This is a genomic window from Methylomonas sp. HYX-M1 (assembly GCF_040741385.1).
Taxonomy (GTDB): domain Bacteria; phylum Pseudomonadota; class Gammaproteobacteria; order Methylococcales; family Methylomonadaceae; genus Methylomonas; species Methylomonas rhizoryzae.
In genome coordinates, this window is sequence record NZ_CP160405.1 from 3,379,932 (window position 1) to 3,399,252 (window position 19,321).

At 46.8% G+C, this 19,321-nt stretch carries 21 protein-coding genes; 16 read left to right on the top strand and 5 right to left on the bottom strand.

The genetic code is table 11. From position 1 onward, the window contains the following. Positions 1 to 153: 153 nt before the first annotated feature. Genes AB0A83_RS15245 through AB0A83_RS15255 form a run of 3 tightly spaced genes read left to right on the top strand, consistent with a single transcriptional unit; the run spans position 154 to position 3,652 of the window. On the top strand, positions 154 to 1,185 hold the full coding sequence (locus tag AB0A83_RS15245; RefSeq protein WP_367154620.1) for an agmatine/peptidylarginine deiminase: 1,032 nt from the start codon (positions 154 to 156) through the stop codon (positions 1,183 to 1,185). A gap of 23 nt (positions 1,186 to 1,208) precedes the next feature. Next, positions 1,209 to 2,093, top strand: a complete 885-nt coding sequence (locus tag AB0A83_RS15250) for a carbon-nitrogen hydrolase (protein WP_150049894.1) — start codon at positions 1,209 to 1,211, stop codon at positions 2,091 to 2,093. Positions 2,094 to 2,107: 14 nt separating this feature from the next. Beyond that, complete coding sequence (locus tag AB0A83_RS15255) at positions 2,108 to 3,652, top strand: cation:proton antiporter (protein WP_367154621.1); 1,545 nt, start codon at positions 2,108 to 2,110, stop codon at positions 3,650 to 3,652. A 38-nt stretch (positions 3,653 to 3,690) separates the two neighbouring features. On the opposite strand, the gene AB0A83_RS15260 is transcribed toward AB0A83_RS15255, so the two are convergent. The 4 genes from AB0A83_RS15260 to radA all read right to left on the bottom strand — a co-directional run bounded on the left by AB0A83_RS15260 (position 3,691) and on the right by radA (position 6,216). Then, entirely contained in the window at positions 3,691 to 3,894 is a 204-nt protein-coding gene (locus tag AB0A83_RS15260) for a YbdD/YjiX family protein (RefSeq protein ID WP_367154622.1), read from the bottom strand. Then, complete coding sequence (locus AB0A83_RS15265; RefSeq protein ID WP_150049900.1) at positions 3,894 to 4,256, bottom strand: PilZ domain-containing protein; 363 nt, start codon at positions 4,254 to 4,256, stop codon at positions 3,894 to 3,896. The genes AB0A83_RS15260 and AB0A83_RS15265 overlap by 1 nt, the downstream gene beginning before the upstream one ends. A gap of 180 nt (positions 4,257 to 4,436) precedes the next feature. Beyond that, complete coding sequence (locus tag AB0A83_RS15270) at positions 4,437 to 4,715, bottom strand: hypothetical protein (protein WP_367154623.1); 279 nt, start codon at positions 4,713 to 4,715, stop codon at positions 4,437 to 4,439. Between the two features lie 133 nt (positions 4,716 to 4,848). Continuing rightward, complete coding sequence (gene radA, locus AB0A83_RS15275; RefSeq protein WP_150049904.1) at positions 4,849 to 6,216, bottom strand: DNA repair protein RadA; 1,368 nt, start codon at positions 6,214 to 6,216, stop codon at positions 4,849 to 4,851. Positions 6,217 to 6,339: 123 nt separating this feature from the next. Here radA and AB0A83_RS15280 point away from each other — a divergent pair, with 123 nt between their 5' ends. The 7 genes from AB0A83_RS15280 (at position 6,340) to AB0A83_RS15310 (ending at position 14,667) form a co-directional block, all read left to right on the top strand. Then, complete coding sequence (locus AB0A83_RS15280) at positions 6,340 to 6,825, top strand: hypothetical protein (protein WP_150049906.1); 486 nt, start codon at positions 6,340 to 6,342, stop codon at positions 6,823 to 6,825. 267 nt (positions 6,826 to 7,092) lie between these two features. Next, entirely contained in the window at positions 7,093 to 7,998 is a 906-nt protein-coding gene (locus AB0A83_RS15285; RefSeq protein WP_232056876.1) for an HprK-related kinase A, read from the top strand. Continuing rightward, the gene (locus AB0A83_RS15290) at positions 7,995 to 9,077 is read left to right on the top strand and encodes a nucleotidyltransferase family protein (RefSeq protein ID WP_367154624.1); all 1,083 of its coding nucleotides are present in this window, start codon (positions 7,995 to 7,997) and stop codon (positions 9,075 to 9,077) included. The genes AB0A83_RS15285 and AB0A83_RS15290 overlap by 4 nt, the downstream gene beginning before the upstream one ends. 33 nt (positions 9,078 to 9,110) lie before the next feature. Next, entirely contained in the window at positions 9,111 to 10,316 is a 1,206-nt protein-coding gene (locus AB0A83_RS15295) for a TIGR04063 family PEP-CTERM/XrtA system glycosyltransferase (RefSeq protein ID WP_150049911.1), read from the top strand. Further along, positions 10,316 to 11,518, top strand: coding sequence for a glycosyltransferase (locus AB0A83_RS15300; protein ID WP_367154625.1), 1,203 nt, complete (start codon positions 10,316 to 10,318; stop codon positions 11,516 to 11,518). The genes AB0A83_RS15295 and AB0A83_RS15300 overlap by 1 nt, the downstream gene beginning before the upstream one ends. After that, positions 11,464 to 12,870 carry a phenylacetate--CoA ligase family protein gene (locus AB0A83_RS15305; protein ID WP_367154626.1) on the top strand — a complete coding sequence of 469 codons (1,407 nt, stop codon included), beginning with the start codon at positions 11,464 to 11,466 and terminating at the stop codon, positions 12,868 to 12,870. Before AB0A83_RS15300 ends, AB0A83_RS15305 begins: the two co-directional genes overlap by 55 nt. A 15-nt stretch (positions 12,871 to 12,885) precedes the next feature. After that, positions 12,886 to 14,667, top strand: a complete 1,782-nt coding sequence (locus tag AB0A83_RS15310) for an asparagine synthetase B (protein ID WP_367154627.1) — start codon at positions 12,886 to 12,888, stop codon at positions 14,665 to 14,667. 42 nt (positions 14,668 to 14,709) lie between these two features. Here the strand turns inward: AB0A83_RS15310 and AB0A83_RS15315 are convergent, their stop codons facing one another. Then, on the bottom strand, positions 14,710 to 15,135 hold the full coding sequence (locus tag AB0A83_RS15315; RefSeq protein WP_367154628.1) for a CopD family protein: 426 nt from the start codon (positions 15,133 to 15,135) through the stop codon (positions 14,710 to 14,712). A gap of 174 nt (positions 15,136 to 15,309) precedes the next feature. Here AB0A83_RS15315 and AB0A83_RS15320 point away from each other — a divergent pair, with 174 nt between their 5' ends. Genes AB0A83_RS15320 through AB0A83_RS15345 form a run of 6 tightly spaced genes read left to right on the top strand, consistent with a single transcriptional unit; the run spans position 15,310 to position 19,315 of the window. Continuing rightward, positions 15,310 to 16,020 (top strand): hypothetical protein, encoded by a 711-nt coding sequence (locus tag AB0A83_RS15320; RefSeq protein WP_150049919.1) that lies wholly within the window; start codon positions 15,310 to 15,312, stop codon positions 16,018 to 16,020. Positions 16,021 to 16,061: 41 nt separating this feature from the next. Further along, positions 16,062 to 17,216, top strand: a complete 1,155-nt coding sequence (locus AB0A83_RS15325; protein ID WP_150049921.1) for a hypothetical protein — start codon at positions 16,062 to 16,064, stop codon at positions 17,214 to 17,216. Between the two features lie 13 nt (positions 17,217 to 17,229). Further along, positions 17,230 to 17,769 carry an ATP/GTP-binding protein gene (locus tag AB0A83_RS15330; protein ID WP_150049923.1) on the top strand — a complete coding sequence of 180 codons (540 nt, stop codon included), beginning with the start codon at positions 17,230 to 17,232 and terminating at the stop codon, positions 17,767 to 17,769. 1 nt (position 17,770) lies between these two features. Further along, positions 17,771 to 18,409 carry a hypothetical protein gene (locus tag AB0A83_RS15335; protein ID WP_367154629.1) on the top strand — a complete coding sequence of 213 codons (639 nt, stop codon included), beginning with the start codon at positions 17,771 to 17,773 and terminating at the stop codon, positions 18,407 to 18,409. Positions 18,410 to 18,454: 45 nt separating this feature from the next. Then, positions 18,455 to 18,817: a roadblock/LC7 domain-containing protein gene (locus tag AB0A83_RS15340; protein ID WP_150049927.1), complete on the top strand. Its 363-nt coding sequence runs from the start codon at positions 18,455 to 18,457 to the stop codon at positions 18,815 to 18,817. Positions 18,818 to 18,838: 21 nt separating this feature from the next. Next, positions 18,839 to 19,315 (top strand): PAS domain-containing protein, encoded by a 477-nt coding sequence (locus AB0A83_RS15345; RefSeq protein WP_150049929.1) that lies wholly within the window; start codon positions 18,839 to 18,841, stop codon positions 19,313 to 19,315. Positions 19,316 to 19,321: the final 6 nt, after the last annotated feature.

Here is a 19,321-nt window from a genome sequence, read left to right on the forward strand (position 1 = left end):
CTTACCGAATCGATGAAAATTGATAGTCATGGGCCGGAACTATATTGGCTTGAACGGAGACTGTCAAATTGACAATTGGCTGACTGTCGTCCAATCGTTTGGCGGGATTGCTACAATAGCGCTCATTGACAACCACTTTTCCGGGAGTACCGAATGATCCGCTTTCCAGCCGAATGGGAGCCGCAATCCGCCGTGTTAGTTGCCTGGCCGCATAAAACCGGCGACTTTATCGATATGACGGGGGTCGAAGCAAGCTATTGCGAAATCGCCGGCACGATCAGCCGTTTTCAACCCTTTATCATTGTCTGCAGAGACGACGAACACCAACGACATATCCAAGGCCTCCTGAAAAGCGGCGACAACATTCACTTCGTCCAGGCCGATTACGACGATATTTGGGTAAGAGACACGGTATTCATCAGCTTGGAATGGCAACACCCGAAAGCGAAATTACAGTTGGTCAATTTTCGTTTCAACGGCTGGGGCAACAAATATCCGCACGATGCGGACAACGCCCTGAATCTTGCCCTGTTCGCACATCCCATTTTTAAAGGCCGGCCTACGGCGACGGTCAGTTTGGTATTGGAGGGCGGCAGCGTCGAATCGGACGGGCAAGGTACGCTGATGACCACCAAAAACTGTCTGTTCAACGCTAACCGCAACCCTCAGCTATCCCAAGAAGCGATTGCCGGGCAGGTGAAGAATTATCTGGGCGCGCAGCGTATTCTTTGGGTGGAACAAGAACACTTGGCCGGCGACGACACCGACGCCCACATCGACACCTTAGCGCGGTTTTGCGATGCCAACACAATCGCCTACACGGCTTGCGACAATAGCGACGACCCGCATTACGCCAGCCTGAAACACATGGAACAGCAACTAAAAGGCTTTACCACCCCGGACGGCCGACCTTACAACTTGGTTGCCCTGCCCTTGCCCAACCCCATATCGGACGAAAGCGGGCAACGCTTGCCCGCCAACTATGCCAACTTCTTGATCATCAACGGCGCAGTGCTGGTACCCGTATATGGCGACCCTAACGACGCAGTCGCCCTCCAGCGCTTGGCACCGTGTTTCCCGGACAGAGAAATTCTGGGCGTTCCGTGCCTTCCGCTGGTTCAGCAATACGGCAGCCTGCATTGCGCCAGCATGCAGATTCCGGCTTTCGTGAATCCGAATCTCTAAAATACCAAAACCGACCTTTCATTATGAATAAATCCATCGTCGCCTGCGCCGTGCAGCAAGCTTGCAACCGCGGCCGGGAAAGCAACTTGGCTTACTCCGTGTCGCAAATTCGCCAGGCCGCCGAGCAAGGCGCACGCTTGATCGTATTGCCGGAACTTCATTTAGACCACTATTTCTGCCAAAGCGAAGACACCGGCTGCTTCGATATGGCCCAAGCCATTCCCGGCCCTACCTGCGAAGCGCTGAGCAACGTAGCCAAGGCCAACCGAGTCGTGCTGGTTTCGACCTTATTCGAACGGCGCGCGCCGGGTTTGTATCACAATACCGCCGTCGTGTTCGATAGCGACGGCAGCATCGCCGGCACTTTTCGCAAAATGCACATCCCGGACGATCCCGGGTTTTACGAGAAGTTTTACTTTACACCGGGTGACTTGGGCTTCGAGCCCATCGCAACCTCGTTAGGTAAGCTCGGCGTGTTGATCTGCTGGGACCAATGGTATCCGGAAGCCGCCCGGCTGATGGCATTGGCGGGGGCCGAGATTCTGATTTATCCAACCGCGATCGGCTGGAATCCGGACGATAGAGAGGACGAAAAGCAGCGCCAACTGGACGCTTGGATTACCGTACAGCGCGGCCATGCGGTCGCCAACGGCATACCCGTGATTGCCTGTAACCGCATCGGCTTCGAAGCCGCTCCTACCGGCACGGACGGCATTCAATTTTGGGGTAACAGCTTCATCGCCGGTCCGCAAGGCGAGTTTTTGAGTCACGCTAACGACTACGACGACTGCCTGCTGTTTGCAACCTTGGATCCCAAACGTAGCGAAGACGTCCGACGGATTTGGCCTTTTTTGCGCGATAGGCGCATAGACGCATACGCCGACATTTTGAAACGCTACATCGATTAACGACCGGCCCGTCGATGACCGAGTTAATCTGGGTAGGCAGCGCCTACCTGATCGGCTTGATTGCCAATCGCTTAATGCTCCCCCCCTTGGTCGGCTATTTGATTGCCGGCTATGCGCTGCATGCCGCCGGCATCAGCGCGTTACAGACGCTCAACCATCTGGCCGACATCGGCATAGAGTTGTTGCTGTTCTCAGTCGGCCTGAAATTAAAACCCAGCTCGTTGATTCGCCGCGAGGTGTTGGCCGTGGGCGGCACGCACCTGCTGCTGACCACAGCCGTCTCCGGCTTGGTTTTTTTGTGGTTGGACAAACAGGTCACCGGCGGTTTGATGTTGGGGGTCAGCCTATCCTTCTCCAGCACCGTTTTGGCGATCAAAGAATTGGAAGACAGCGGGGAATTGACCTCCTTACACGGCCGAGATGTACTGAGTATCTTGATATTTCAGGACTTGGTAGCAATCGGCCTGCTGGCTTTTGCCGACGGCCGGCAACCCACGCCATGGGCTGCGGCGTTATTATTTCTCCCCTTGCTCCGCCCCTTGGCCCACCGCTTATTCGACCTCACCAAAGCGGCCGAACTGAAGCTGTTGTTAGGCGTGACCTTGGCGCTGGCAGGCGGCGTGCTTGCCGAACAGGTCCATATTTCCAGGGACATCGGCGCGTTACTGACCGGTGTCATGCTGGCATCGCATTCCAATATCGACGAATTGACCGATAAGATCTGGGGATTGAAAGAAGTATTTTTGGTTGCGTTTTTTTTGCAGATCGGCCTGACGGATCTCCCTAACGCCGAACAAGCGCGGATGGCCGCCGCTTTGTTGCTGCTGCTACCCTTACAAGGCGGATTATTTTTCGCTTTCTTTCTGGCCGCCGGATTGCGTGCTAGAACCGCGTTCGTATCGTCGCTGGCCTTGACTACCTACAGCGAATTCGCGTTGATTACCACCAATGCCATGGTCAACTCCGGCTTGCTGACTGCCGAGTGGCGTTCCGTCATCAGCCTGGCCCTCGCCGGTTCGCTGGCAATCGCCGCCCCGCTTAACCGATTTTCCCGGCCGATATTTCAATGGCTGGAACCGATACTCGGCCGCTTCGAACGCCAATCCGGCTCCATTCATCCCGACAAGATTCCCGAAACCCTGGGCGTCGCCGAATGGTTGGTCATGGGCATGGGTAGAACCGGAATCTCCGCTTATCGTGCGTTATCGGCGCAGGAAAAACGCGTGGTCGGCTTCGATGCCGATCCTACCGTGATTGAACAATTGCTAAACGAAGGCCGCCGAGTAATTTACGGCGATGCGGAAGACAGCGAGCTCTGGTTGGAACTGCCGCTAGACAAGGTTAAAGGGGTAATTTTGACCTTGCCCGAGTTGGAATTACGCGCGTCGGCAATCACTCAACTTCGGGAATGCGGTTTTCGCGGCTTGATAGGAACCTTGTGTTATCACTTCGACGAACAAGCCGTGCTAATCGATCTAGGCGCGGACTTCGTGCTGCATCCGCGCATAGAAACCGGCAACCAAATCGTGCAGCGTATGCTGGACGCCGACGCGCAATAATTTGCGGAACCATTCAAATAGAATCGTGCTTGGCAGTACTAACAACAACGCTTGACGCCATGCCATTTTCGCTTGGTTTGCGCCGCAAAAAAAGCCTTTCGGCTCAATGGAGCCTGTTCCGATTCTGCATGGGCGAGTTGCCAATGCGTTAAATAACGTTGGTAAGCATTATCTCCGTTCAATTCTCGCCAAATATTTCCCAGCAGTGGAGAAAACAATTGATGACGCTTGGGTATGCCCATTAATCGACATCCACTCCTTTAACGCACTTAACACATTCGAACATTAAATCGTCCAATTCTTGCTCGGTATGCTGTTCTACATACTGCAGCCCGCATTCTTGACCGTCATGAATATGGCGAATAATGCCGTGAATAGTTACCGGTACGCCGGATTCGGGCAGTACCAGCAATATTCTTAACTCCGCTTCCTCGATTTCCTGGTGTATCGGTTGCTGCAATTTAATTTTTATGCCGCGATAACTCATATCGATTACTTGCCCGTCCATGGTAATTTCATCTGCCGGCGGCGGCGGATCGATCACGATATGTGCAGCCAACCCTTCAGGGCATATCCGTTTATGATTCCGTTTATCGGCTTCCACTGTTTGCCTCCTATTTCATTTGAGGCTTGAGTATAGGCGTAATCGATTAAACAGCAAAGCTTCGCTCGTCCTATTTAATAACTCCAATTTGTCTAAGTATCCGCCGGAAAAAACCATACCATTCCAAATAATATGCAGGTTTAAATACCGACGACCGTAGCGAATGAGATAACCCTGTTTTTAAACTACCGGTTGCCACGCCTGATGTTTATCCATCCATTTCAGGCTACACCAATACCAAATGGTCATAGGCACCATCATGACAAACCAATCCCAACCTTCAATTAAAAATAATTTCGTTACCCAAGCGTTGTCGACTATTAATTGACTCCAGGGAATACAATACATACTAAATACTAGACAGCTACGTATAAGTAATAATGCACCACGCCTAGTATGAATATTCGACAATGCCAAAAACACCCACATCGGCATTTTTTTTGTGTTTTGCGCTTCCATTTTAATGACCTATCTAACAGATAACGTGGTAAAAGCTGAAATCAGATTAGTGTGAATGCCGTCCGGCAATTATTTACAAAGCGATAGCCGGATAACTCCGGAAAAAACCTTGGAGTTTAAGCGGCATGGAATGTTACGCTAAATCCGCCAAAACGCCTAACGCTTGTTGAATGTTGCAAACCGCAAACACCTCTAGTTGTCCGGGAGCCTCTTTGGTTTTATTAGCTTTTGGTATAACCGCCCGTTTAAAACCGTGCTTTGCAGCCTCGTTCAAACGCGCCTGACCGTTAGCGACCGGGCGAATTTCGCCATTCAACCCTACTTCTCCGAAGAAAATCGTATCGTACGGGATGATTTTATCCCGCAAACTGGAAACAACCCCCACCAGAATCGCCAAATCCGTGCTGGTCTCAGTAACTTTAATGCCGCCAACGACATTGGCGTATATCTCGTCATTACCGGTAAATACCCCGCCATGGCGGGAGAGAACGGCCAGCAACATCGCCAATCGGTTCTGATCCATTCCCACCGCCAAACGCCGCGGATTGCCATATTGACTTTCGGTAACCAAGGCCTGAATTTCGACCAATATCGGCCGAGTTCCCTCCCATAACACCGTCACGACACTACCCGGCGCCGCAACTTCCGCTCTCGACAGAAACATCGCGGACGGGTTTTTGACTTCTTTTAAGCCGGTACTTTCCATCGCGAAAAAGCCCAGTTCGCCAACACTGCCGAAGCGATTTTTATCGGCCCGTAATACCCGGAAACGCGTATCGTTGGTTTGTGACAAAACGATTTGAGTGTCTACGATATGACTCAGAGTCATAGGTCCTGCAAGCGATTGGTCTTTTGTCACATGCCCGACCATAAAAATCGCCACGCCATTTTGCTTGGCATATTGCGTTAAAAAGCTGGCGCACTCGCGGACTTGAGATACCGAACCTGACGCAGACTCCGATTCCGAGGTATGCATCACTTGAATAGAATCAATGATCACTACCTTCGGCCGCTCCTGATCCATTGCCGCCGCAATTAATTGCACGGAAGTTTCGGCAAGCATTCTGATTCTAGGCGCTTGTATTTTTAGACGCTGGGAGCGCTCTGCAATTTGTTCCAATGACTCCTCTCCGGATATGTAGAGCACCGGAACAGATTGCCCAATAAATGCGATCGTTTGCAATAGAATGGTACTTTTACCCGCGCCCGGCGCTCCACCTACCAACACGACGCTACCTTGCACGATTCCACCGCCTAACACCCGGTCAAACTCGGTTGACCCGGTGGAAACTCGTTGCGACTGAACGCTGCCTATATCAGTAAGCCATTTGACCTCGCTACGAACCCCCGTGTACCCATTGCGCACATCGCTTCGGTTATGTCGATCTGAGACTTGTTCAATAGTATTCCACTCGCCGCACTGATTGCATCGCCCAGTCCAGCCTGAATATTCAGCCGCACACGTGCTGCATTGAAATATGGATTTTGGCTTTTTTCCCATTTTTGATAATTCAGGTAAGCAAACGTTAACAAAATTAAGATACCATTAGATGTACTGAGGGGCAGTAGACAGCACATAACCATTTTGTTAGAGTGTTAATCCAAAATGCTGAGGGCAAACAAAATGAATGAGAAAAATCAACAATTTAAAAATGCACCAGAGCAAGACCACGGGACTCATGTGGACGAATCCAAACGGCGTTTCGCAAAACGTGGCGCCGCTCTAGCCCCCGTCATTATGACACTGGCGAACAAATCCTCCTGGGCTGGCGAGTTTTGCGTTGCTAATCAATCGGTTAACGGAATTGTTTCATTCGCTAACCAAACCAACTCGTATACAACAGCAACCCCGAATACCGAATGGAAAACACCGGAGGAATGGGAGACATATCTGGATACCAATCCACCTCCTTCTATTGTGTTCCCCACTGGTTACCATAGTATCCATTCTGTCTTGATGAAACTTGAATCAAGTGACGCCAAAGTAGTTTATATGATGGCTTCTCAATTGAATGACGCAAACTATGGCGGATTCCCTGAAGTACTAACTTCAGGGAATGCAACGGTATCTGAGTACGAAACGTTTTATGACGCTTGCGTAGCACCATAATACCGTGTTCTACTGGATCCATCCTATTTACATTGCAAATTGGCAGGACGAAGTCGTAGTCTATCAAGAACAGTCAGGGAATACTCATCTGTTTTCCGGAGTATCCGGAAAAATAATAAAACGCCATATTGATAACCACGGTTTTTCTAAACAAGATATAATTAACGATAATACCAATTTGTTTTGCAACACCCTAGAGGCCAATAGCTTTATTGACTCTTTATTAACTGTATTGATCCAAAAAGATTTAATTTTTTCTACTTGAGTGTGTTTTTTCCCGGACTTCCAATAAACGATTATCGTAACTATTTACTCAGATCCGGACCATTCTATTTTCTGGTCACTAGCGAGCTTAACTCAATAGAGGAAAACATAGTTAAGCTTTACGATACAACCAAACACCCCAGACCCTCGCAAGCACTGCCGTTTATCGATTTCAATATCTCCGTAACCGGTTCAAAGAGTAAGTTGATTTTCCGGAACAATCAAAACGCCGAATTCAGCTTAGATTCAAAAAAAGTCTTTAATCCCTTCCCTATCAGCCATGTTACAGCAATGCTGGAATGGGGCATGAATTGGTGCATTTCCACCCAAATTAACACGTATTTGATCATTCATGCTGCAGTCGTTGAAAAGTACGGCTTTGCGGTCATTTTACCAGCACCGCCAGGTTCAGGAAAAAGCACATTATGCGCAACGCTAATTCAAGAAGGTTGGCGACTACTGTCGGACGAATTGACATTACTTGACTTAAACACGGCAAAAGCCGTACCCATGCCAAGACCAATTGGTTTAAAAAACCAATCCATCGACATCATTAAAGCGCGCTACCCTAAGGCGGTTTTCGGTCTGTCTTCCGCTGAAACCATAAAAGGCAATGTCTGCCACCTTAAACCGCCAACCGAGAGCATCAGATTGCAGTCTGTACAATGCCCGGTTCGATGGATCGTATTCCCCAAGTTCGAGCACAAAGCTTCCACCCAACTTCGCAACAAACCCAAAGGCGAAGCATTTCTCCAAATAGCCAATAATGCTTTCAATTACAACATAATAGGAAAAATCGCATTTAACACCTTGAAAACAGTTGTCGACCAATCGGAATGCTTTACCTTCCAATACAGCAATTTAGACGAGGCGATTGAGGTATTCGACCGACTGAGAATCAACTTATGAGCGTAAAATGGCCGCTATTAGTCGCTATATTAAGGCATGAAAAATCATTTTCCGACCTAAGCAATGCCGATTGGAGCCTATTGATCAGCCAAGCAAAGCGCAGCCTACTACTAGGCAAGCTTTACTATTTGTTAGAAGCTCAAAACAGCCTAATCGACTTACCCGACGGACCTTATACCCATTTTGAGACGGCGCGAGTCCGGGCCGAAAAACAGCGCAGGGATCTTGGTTGGGAACTAACAAAACTTAAACAGGCGTTTTCCGAAACAAATTGCCCCGTTATATTATTAAAAGGAGCCGCTTATGCCGCTGCTAATCTTTCAATAAGCTATGGACGAACTTTTTCGGATATCGATTTACTGGTTCCCGCATCCGAACTTAGCAAAATCGAGTCCAGATTAATTATACATGGCTGGCTACATCAGTCGAAAGACCAATACGACGACATGTACTATCGTAAATGGATGCACGAACTTCCACCATTTAAGCATGCTAAACGTGGCAGCATCATTGATTTACACCATAACATCTTGCCTATTACGGCGTTAAATTGCCCCAAAGCGGGATCACTGTTAGAGTCAATAGTTGAACTTGAGAATGACCACAGCATTTTTACTCTATCCCGGCTGGATCAAATCATTCACAGCGCTACGCATCTTTTCTACGACGGCGAATTGGAGCATGGCCTGCGCGACCTTGTGGATTTACAAGGACTAATCAATGAGCTCGACGAGAACGCCAAGTTGCATTTAGCCGATCGTGCACTACAGTTAGGGCTGCACAAACCCGTGTTTTACGCTGTGCGTTATTTAGAACTTATACTTAATACTCCTAATTTAGAGTCGTTAAGGCAAAAGCTGGAACAAAATGGAGCCAGGATCAGATCTTTAAACATAATGGATTTTTTATTCAGCAAAGCCTTCATGCCCGATCATCCGAGCTGCGACAGTCGCTGGACCGGATTGGCTCGATGGATTTTATACGTCCGCGCCCATTGTTTGAGAATGCCATGGCATTTACTGCTACCCCATTTAACTAAAAAGCTTTTGAAAAGACTATCAAAAACTAATTCAAGCTGACAAAGCAGAATTAAAATCTAAATATTCCGTAATATGAAAATCTTACATATTCTAGATCATTCTATACCTTTACATAGCGGCTACACTTTTCGTACTCGGGCTATTTTAGAAGAACAAAGAAAACTTGGTTGGCAAACTTTTCATATAACCTCAGCCAAACATGTCGGCGCTAGAGCTCCAGTAGAAACCTTCGATGGCTTAGACTTCTACCGTTCTCCCGATCCCATTGGCATATTCGCAAATTTACCCATACTTAATCAGTGGGCAATTATTCAAAGCTTGGAAAAACGCTTAGAGGAAATAGTCCATGAAATCAAACCAAATATTTTACACGCTCATTCGCCAGCTCTAAATGGCATTGCTGCACTAAAAATATCAAAACGATACCGAATACCATTAGTATACGAATGCCGAGCATTTTGGGAAGATGCCGCCGTCGATCACGGAACCACCAAAGAAGGAAGCATTCGTTATCGCTTAACCCATGCCCTGGAATCTTATGTATTCAAACATGCCGACGCTATAACCACTATTTGCGAAGGCTTGCGAAACGATATTATTTCCAGAGGAATTTCCGGGGAAAAAATTACTGTTATTCCTAATGCTGTAGACATTGATAAATTTAACTTCAACACGACTGCAGACGATGAATTAATCGAAAAATACAAGCTTCGTAATTGCACAGTTTTAGGGTTTATAGGGTCCTTTTATGCATATGAAGGAATATTAATTTTATTGGATGCGCTACCCAAGATATTAACAACGCATCCCAATATTCGCTTGCTGTTAGTCGGCGGAGGACCGCAACTCAAACAAATTAAAAACAAAATTATCGAGCTAAATTTACAAAACATCGTAATCATGCCGGGCCGAGTTGCACACGACTTGGTTCCACGCTATTACAGTTTGGTCGATATATTTGTTTACCCGCGTTTAACGATGCGTCTAACCGAATTGGTAACACCCTTGAAACCTTTGGAAGCAATGGCGCAAGGAAAATTAGTGATAGCGTCGGACGTCGGCGGTCACCACGAATTAGTCCGCAATCTAAAAACCGGCTACCTATTCAAAGCAAACAATACTGAATCATTAGCTCAAACAGTATTGACGGTAATTGCAAACAAGGATAATTGGCAAGATATTCGCTTAGCCGGCCGTCGTTATGTAGAAAATGAACGAAATTGGCAAAATAGTGTAGCTAACTACCAATCGATTTACGTAAATTTAACGAAGAAATAATGCCCGGAAAATCACCGAATATATTGGTTTTTTCCTCGCTTTATCCCAGTTCTGCTAGGAAAAATGCCGGACTGTTTATCCGGGAAAGGATGAGCAAAGTCGCACAACATTACCCGCTTGCGGTAGTTTCACCAGTTCCTTGGTTTCCACTACAAAACGTGATTCGGATATTCAAACCCGATTATCGGCCGCAACCCGCATTTAGAGAAATGCAAGACGATATCCAAGTATATTTCCCTAGGTTTCTGTCCATACCGGGCCTATTTCGGTTTTTAGACGGCTTTTCAATGGCTATCTGTTCCGTTTTCTTACTCATTCGCTTAAAAAAACAACTTCAGTTCAATATCATTGATGCCCATTTCGCTTATCCGGACGGTTACGCCGCTACTCTATTAGGTCGTTGGCTAGGAGTGCCGACAAGTATTACCTTGCGTGGAACCGAAGTACCCTTATCGAACATCCCAAAACTAAAATCGAGAATTCTTAAGGCACTTCGGAATGCCGATAAAGTTTTTTCAGTTTCGAACTCTTTAAAAGAATATCTGGTCGGTATAGGGGCTGCACCCGAGAAAATAACTGTCATCGGGAACGGCGTCGACCTCATTAAATTTTTTCCCATCGAAAAAACCTTAGCCAGAAAAAAGTTATCGATTACCGAGGATGCGGAAGTGCTTATATCCGTGGGAGGTTTAGTGAATAGAAAAGGATTTCATCGAGTAATAGAGATATTACCGAAACTGCTAAAAAATCATCCAAAACTGCTGTATTTAATAGTAGGCGGTGCCAGTCCGGAAGGAAACAATAGAGAATACCTTGAACGGTTAGTAAACGACTTAAATCTATCCAATCATGTCAAGTTTTTAGGCGCAATGGAGGCCAAAGCGTTGCATGAGCCGTTGTCCGCTGCAGATGTTTTCGTGTTGGCTACCGCTAACGAAGGATGGGCCAACGTATTTTTAGAAGCCATGGCTTGCGGATTACCTGTCGTAACTACCGACGTAGGGGGCAACACCGAAGTGGTATGCAACAACACCCTAGGCTATATAGTACCTTTCGGCAATTCAGATTCTTTGCGCATAGGCATCGATAAGGCATTATCAAATCACTGGGATCGCGATAAAATTATCGATTATGCCAAGAGCAATTCATGGGATACTCGAACTCAAACTCTAATGACAGAATTCACCAAAATGGTAAATTGATGGACTTATACACTAAATTCTGCTCATCTTTACTATTTCCGTTGCATGAGACTCTTAAAAAGCACTCTAGCGTTAGAGTGAGAGCGGAAATGGAGCGCACTCAATGGCTTAGCACGGATAAAATCAGAGAATTACAGTTAGCGAAATTAAGGGCCTTACTTTTGGACGTTCAAACTCACGTACCGTATTATCGCTCGCTATTTTCGGAAATTGGTTTAGATCCCAACGAGTTTGCTCATTTGAATGACCTGGAAAAACTCCCTCTTCTTGACAAGCCAACCATTAGAAAGTACTCCGATGCCTTAAAAGCGGACGACGCGGTGGGCCTTTCAAAATTCAATACAGGCGGCTCTAGCGGAGAGCCTTTACTATTTTTCATTGGCCGACTACGAGTGAGTCATGACGTAGCCGCAAAATGGCGCGCCACCCGTTGGTGGGGAGTAGATATAGGCGACCCGGAAGCTGTAGTATGGGGATCACCTATAGAATTAGGCGCACAAGATAAAATCCGCTTGCTTCGAGACAAGTTGCTACGAACTCAGTTACTACCGGCGTTCGAAATGTCGCCCGAAAAACTCGACGCTTTCATCGCAAAACTACAGAAAATTCGCCCCAAAATGCTGTTCGGCTATCCTTCCGCTCTGGCTCATATTGCCGGTTATGCCGAAAGCAAGGGTATTTCGCTGAAAAACTTAGGTATTAAAGTGGCGTTCGTAACCTCGGAAAAACTTTACGAACATCAACGCGAGACTATCCAGCGAGTATTCGCTTGCCCTGTGGCAAACGGTTACGGTGGACGGGATGCCGGCTTTATCGCTCATCAATGCCCTGCCGGCGGCATGCATATCACGGCGGAGGACATCATCGTAGAAATCATCGATACCGACGGAAAAACCTTACCTATCGGTCAATTAGGGGAAATTGTAATAACCCACCTCGCTACACGCGACTTTCCGTTTATCCGCTATCGCACCGGCGATATGGGCATACTGTCCGAGCAAACTTGCACTTGCGGACGCGGCCTCCCGCTGCTTAGCGACATTCAAGGCCGTACCACCGATTTCATCATCGCCAAAGACGGTACGGTATTGCACGGTTTAGCGCTCATTTATGTACTACGGGATTTATCAGGTGTAGAAAATTTCAAAATTACGCAACACTCTATCGATAAAACTCAAGTGCATATCGTTAGAGGTACTGACTATTCCAGTCAAACAGCCGAACATAAAATTCGCTCGGAATTTAAAAAACGCTTAGGGGACAGCGTCGAAATCGATATAGAGTATTTAGAAACCATACCGGCGGAAAAATCCGGGAAGTTCCGATACGTTGTAAGTCACGTAAAACATTAATCGAAAACTATCATCATGAAATCTTTTTTTGGCTGGATAGACATTTCATCAGTGCGCAATACTAACCTTGCCCTATTAAGCAAGCTTAAATCCGCTCAAAATAATCAAGATTATGTCGATGACCGATGCGTGTTTGCTTCTGCACGCCATTTGTTAATAGCCGAAAATCGCATTTTTTTCCCTATATACGGTGAAAGCTTATCGATAGAAAATTTCAATAACATATTCGATAGCAACCAATCAGTTTTCAATTTTCTGGTACAACAACCCAACATTCAATCTTTTATTGCACTGGATAGCAAACAAAATCGGCTTTTGCTGGCAACCGACCCGATAGGTTTGAAGCACATCTATTATGCCGAAATTGCCAACGGCATCGTATTCGGCTCGAACGCCGATCTAGTCATAAGCCATCCGGCAGTCGATAGCTCAATAGATCCACAAACCGTTTACGATTATGTCTATTTTCACCATTGCCCCAGCCCTAACACGATTTACAAGCAGGTTAAAAAGCTAGAAGGCGGCCAATGCTTAATTTACGATAACGGAAAAATAACCATCCAACGTTATTGGCTGCCTGAATTTCTTGAGGGAAGCAATTTCAATATTTCCCAAGCCGGCCACGATTTAAAAAGTTTATTAATCGATTCTGTCGAAAAACTAACGGATAACGAAGATAATACCGGCGCATTTTTATCCGGCGGATTGGATAGTTCCAGCGTCGCTGGAGCCTTATCCAAAATTATTCCCGGTAAAGCCAAAACATTTTCCATGGGCTTTCCGGTGGAAGGCTATAACGAAATAGAGTATGCCAATATTGCCGCCAGCCATTTCAATACCCGACAATTCGAATATTACGTCACGCCGAAAGACACTGTCGATGCAATTCCGTTGATAGCCGCTTATTACGACGAACCGTTCGGAAACTCGTCCGCCTTAGCCGCTTATTACTGCGCAAAACTGGGAAAAGAACATGGCATCACACGGCTTTTGGCAGGAGACGGCGGTGATGAAATATTCGCCGGCAACGAACGCTATGCCAAACAAATGCTGTTCGAGCATTATTTTCGCTTGCCCGGAGTCGTCAGAGCCGGACTGGAACAAGGGATAAACCTGCTACCGGATGGATTGACGAAACATCCATTGCCGTTTAAAGCCAAACGTTACATAGAGCAAGCTAAATCGCCGATGCCCGATCGCTTGCAAGACTACAATTTCTTACACCGCCACGATGTTGCAGACATATTCAACCCTGACTTTCTTGCCGATATCGACATTTCCGAACCGCTGAAATTGCTCCGTGAATGCTATCACCGGCCCGAAAAAGCCAGTACTTTAAACCGGATGTTATACATGGATTGGAAAACCACTCTGCACGACAACGATTTAGTCAAAGTAAACCGCATGTGCGAAATGGTTGGCATCGAGGTTTATTATCCTTTGCTGGATCAGCGCATAGTCGATTTGTCGTGCAAAGTTCCGTCCAACCTAAAGCTTAAAGGCCAACAGTTACGTTGGTTCTACAAACAAGCCATGGCAGATTTTTTGCCGGATAAAATTATCAATAAGACTAAACACGGATTCGGCTTACCCTTCGGGATCTGGTTGCAAGATCATCAGCCGTTAAAAGACTTGGCTTACGACGCCATTGCTTCGTTAAAACGCCGCGCATGGTTCCAACCCCAATTCTTGGATCATGCGGTAAACATGCATCAAAGTGTTCACGCGGCATACTACGGCGAATTAATCTGGATCTTGATGATGTTGGAGCTATGGTTTGCCGGAAAAGGTTATTAACCTCCTTTATCACTATAAATCACTAACACTTGGCGAGAACTTTCAAAACGGTTTTAGCACGGCAAGAAACACAATCGCTAATAAGAACAACACCGGAACTTCGTTCATCCATCGGAAATAAACGTGGCTGTGGCGATTGCGGTCATATTTAAAATCGTACAGCCATTTTCCGCAGAGCAAGTGATACATCGCCAAGAAAAATAACAAAACCAGTTTCGCATGCAACCATCCGGCGGATGCGTACATGGCCCATGCATAATCTTTCAACATCCAGGTGCCGAATACGAGTGTCGCCAGCATGCCCGGACTCATAATGCCGAAATAAAGCTTGCGTTCCATCAATTTGAATCTTTCCTTGCTAACTTCATCGTCCGACAGGGCGTGATACACAAATAACCTGGGCAGATAAAACAACCCGGCAAACCATGTCACCATAAATATCAAATGCAAGGCCTTCAGCCACAGCATATCAGCCACCTCAAGTTTTAGATTTCGTTAAGGTTTTATATAAAATCAAACAGATAACGACAATTCCACATAAATCATAAGTTTTATTGTGAATCTCGTCATGCCTCAATTTAAAATTGCCACCGAAATTTCAGTACACTGCTATTGTTTCACAAAACATGATGAGGCACGTTAATGAGTAAACTTTACGCCGATCTTTTAATACAAACAGCTTGCAACACCCCGGAAAGGATAACGTTTTTCCCAGGAGAATTAATCGCATTAAGCTCGGACCCTTTTTCGGCTGAAAGCATCTACATGTCGTTAACCTACCGTCTACGCGCCCATCCCACTGATTTATTAACCCACGTTCAACGCATATATTTTTGCTATCGGAATTTGCTCCGTGACGCCTTATACGCCTCTTTAGTGGATTTGCTCGTCACGCTGAACGGAAAAGGTCACCCTCTCAGTCGACGCTTGATAATCGGCTCAAAACAGCTACTGAGCCCTGAACAGTTTTCCGAGATAACCCGATCCCTCGCGTCTCCTAATCATTTGAAAACAAACAAATATTGCCTTTTTTCCCCGTTATCGAACAGACAACCGCTTATAATGGAGAAACAACAGACCAACCTCCACGGCATCGGCACGGATTATTTAGCGCTAGCCTTAGACTATATTGAGTTTAGCCAACTGGAAGAAGCCATCGAGCTATTGGAAGCCGGATTGTCGGAGCAAGCGCATCGAATGGATTTACAAAAACTTTTAATAGAACTTTATGGCTCTACAAACAACTTCGCTCGAATGAACGCTTTCTACAACACTCTACTCGTTAAAACCGAGCAATTGTTGCCGGAGTGGCAGTCCATCATACAAGCCCATTCTGCAGAGGGATCCTTGTGAAACCGCAAAATGTTTTGCCGATCAAAGTTGCACTGTTTGGCATGGACACACGTGCATCCAAAACCTTGGCGCTTTATCTGAAAGGCCCTTGTAAAGGCATCGCCGAGGTCGTCACAGAAACCGAAGCGGAAGTGGACATCATCGACGCGGACTTTGCGACCGCCGGCGAAATTCTGCAACAGAGGCGTCAAGTGTCTCCCAGACGACCGATAGTTTTACTATCACTGCAATCGATTAACATAGAAAACACTTATTTTTTACAAAAACCTATCAAGTCGGACAATCTGGTTGCCATCCTTAATAAAGTACGCGGCAACGGGAATAGCACAGCCGATCAGCCGCAAGCCCAACTGAAAACCGAAGTTGCCCCCAATCCGCCAATCGACCACCCTCAGACTGAAGACGACCCGGAAACCGAAACTGAATCCGTGCAAAATCAGCCGGCTAGAGCGCATAAAAAATCATTAGTAACGGAAAACGAAGGCGGATATACCGCGTTTTTAGGCTTACTAGCCGACATTGATTTCGATGATCCAACTCAAGCCTATAAAGCAAGGTTCAACCCCAATCATTACCTTTTGGGTCAAGTGTTATCCGCGCGCCAGCTGGCTTATCAACAAGACCAAGCTATATTGGTCAATTCGGTTTGGAAACCGTTAACTATTTACCCCGATACTCACCAAATCGAAGTAGACGCGCAAGACAAACAACTGCGCATCATCGCCGGTATGGAGCAAAGCCAACTGTTTAGCGACAAGAACACCTTGACCCCCGTCAATCTGCGTAATATATCGACAAAAAACAAACCGGAAGCAGCGCAGAATCTGGAGGCATTTATTTGGAAACTAACAGTTTGGACCTCCAAAGGCCGCTATCTGAATGGACTTGATCCCAATCACCCGGTCCACTTAGAACATTGGCCTAATTTCACACGCCTATTATTAGTACCCGACGCCATGCGTATCAGCGCCCTACTGATACGCGAAGATCAATCTCCAAATCAAATCATCCATGCATTAAACATCAAACCTCAATATGTATTCGCCTTCCTGAGCGCGTGTCATAGCATCGGCCTATTAAAGCAAGGCGAAAAATTACCGGAACAAGCGACACAAACCCTAACACCTCCAACTACAATCAAGAAAAAACAAAGCTTGCTAGGAAAAATTCTGAATAAGTTACGCGGCGAACAGTAGAAGGATTAAACGCATGACCCAATATAAGATTATTTTTACCGGCCCGGTCGGTGCTGGTAAAACAACCGCTATTTCAAGCATTAGCGATATACCGCCAGTAAAAACCGATGCTACCGCCAGCGACATGACCAAAAATCGTAAGTCCGCGACGACTGTTGCAATGGACTACGGCGTCATGAATCTCGCCGGAGGAGAAAAACTACATCTATACGGGACGCCGGGCCAAGAGCGGTTCGACTTCATGTGGGACATTTTGACCACAGGCGGCATCGGCTTAATTTTATTACTAGACAACACTCGAGCCGACCCTTTCCAAGACCTGCGTTTTTTTCTACAGGCCTTCGATAAATTTATTCAACAAACTGCAGTCGCGATAGGCATTACCCAAATGGATCTCAGCGATAAACCGACTATTTCGGACTATCAACAACACTTGCAACACATCAAGCTCAAAGCACCGTTATTTTCGGTAGACGCTAGACAGCGCAACGACGTGTCTTTGTTAGTACAAGCTCTGCTCTTTTCATTGGATCCGCTACTTAAAGAAGCATGATATGAGCGAATTGGAATTAGCTCCGAATCTCTACATACAGTTGACGCCAGCTGGCGCATACCAAGCCCTTTGTTCACCGGTGGCAGACAAATCGCGCCGTTTTTTGCAGCGCATATTGCAACAGCCAACCAGCCCCTCCGCCTCCAAGGAAGAGCTGGCTACCTTGATGGAAAGTGACGACTACGCCAAGAACTTGGAATTGCTGTACCACTGCCAAAAACTAGGTTGGTTGCACGGAATAGGCTCGTCTATCCAAGCCCCCTCCGAGGCGCTGGAAGATATATTGCCTAGCCTATTAAGCGCGATTTCCGAGACGGACAAAGTTTTATTGGCCGACGAACAGGGCTTTTATCTAAGCAGCAGTGGCTTTCCGCACGAAACGGCGGAAGAGCTGTCCGCTCTGAGTGCGGAACTAGCGACCGTACATGCGAGACGGACCGGTTTACTCGCCAACAATCTAGGCTTAGCCAGTCATGCCTGGGCCATTGTCGACGCCTATGGCTTCAGTCAGATCGGTTTTTGGCCTTTATTCATCGGTAAGCACCGTTTCGTCGTTGCTATAGCCGGTATTCCACATTTTAACCGCGACCACTTTGTCACCTTAGCGTGGGCTCTCAGCATACGCTATTGCGAAAAATAGTACGTAATCTCAAGCATGAAAATTCAATATATCTGGAGAACATAAATGAAAGCTGATCTTTTAACCTCGGTATTAACGGAACTAAACGGCACCTCAGCCGACATCGAGGCATCAGGCGTCATTTCGACCGACGGTTTGATGATGGCGGCGGTGTTACCTGCAAATATGGACGAAGATCGAGTTGGCGCCATGAGCGCCGCGATGCTGTCCCTAGGCGATCGTACCGCGCAAGAACTGAATAGAGGCGAACTGGAACAAGTACTGATCAAAGGTAAACGCGGCTACGTCTTAATGACTTATGCCGGTCACGAAGCAGTATTAACCGTACTCGCAAAACCAAACGCCAAATTGGGTTTAATTTTTCTTGACGTAAAACGGGCAGCGGAAAGCATTGCGGACATGCTCTAAACCATACTACGGGGGATGAATATGATTTCTGACATGAAGATCGAAGATATTATCGGCGATTATCGAGAAGCCGAATTGTCTTTGTACCATTCGATCACGCGTAAAGTTTATTACACGGAAATAGAAACGCCTTATCCCGACGGAAAACTCATAGTCTCCAGTACCAATCCGCTAGGCTTCATTACACATGTAAACCGCGCTTTTGTCGAAATGTCCGGCTATCTCGAGCACGAATTGATCGGCGCCCCCCATTCCATTCTACGCCACCCGGACATGCCTGCCGCCGCCTTCCAAGACTTGTGGAATACCCTGCAAAACGGAGAAAAATGGCAGGGATATGTAAAAAACTTAAGAAAAGACGGCGGTTTCTATTGGGTCAAAGCGACCGTCATCCCGAATATCAGAGGCGGCCAAGTCGTAGGCTACACCTCGGTAAGGCGTAAACCGTCGCGAGCTAAAATCGCCGAACGCATACAACTCTACCGTACTCTTTCCTGATCGGGA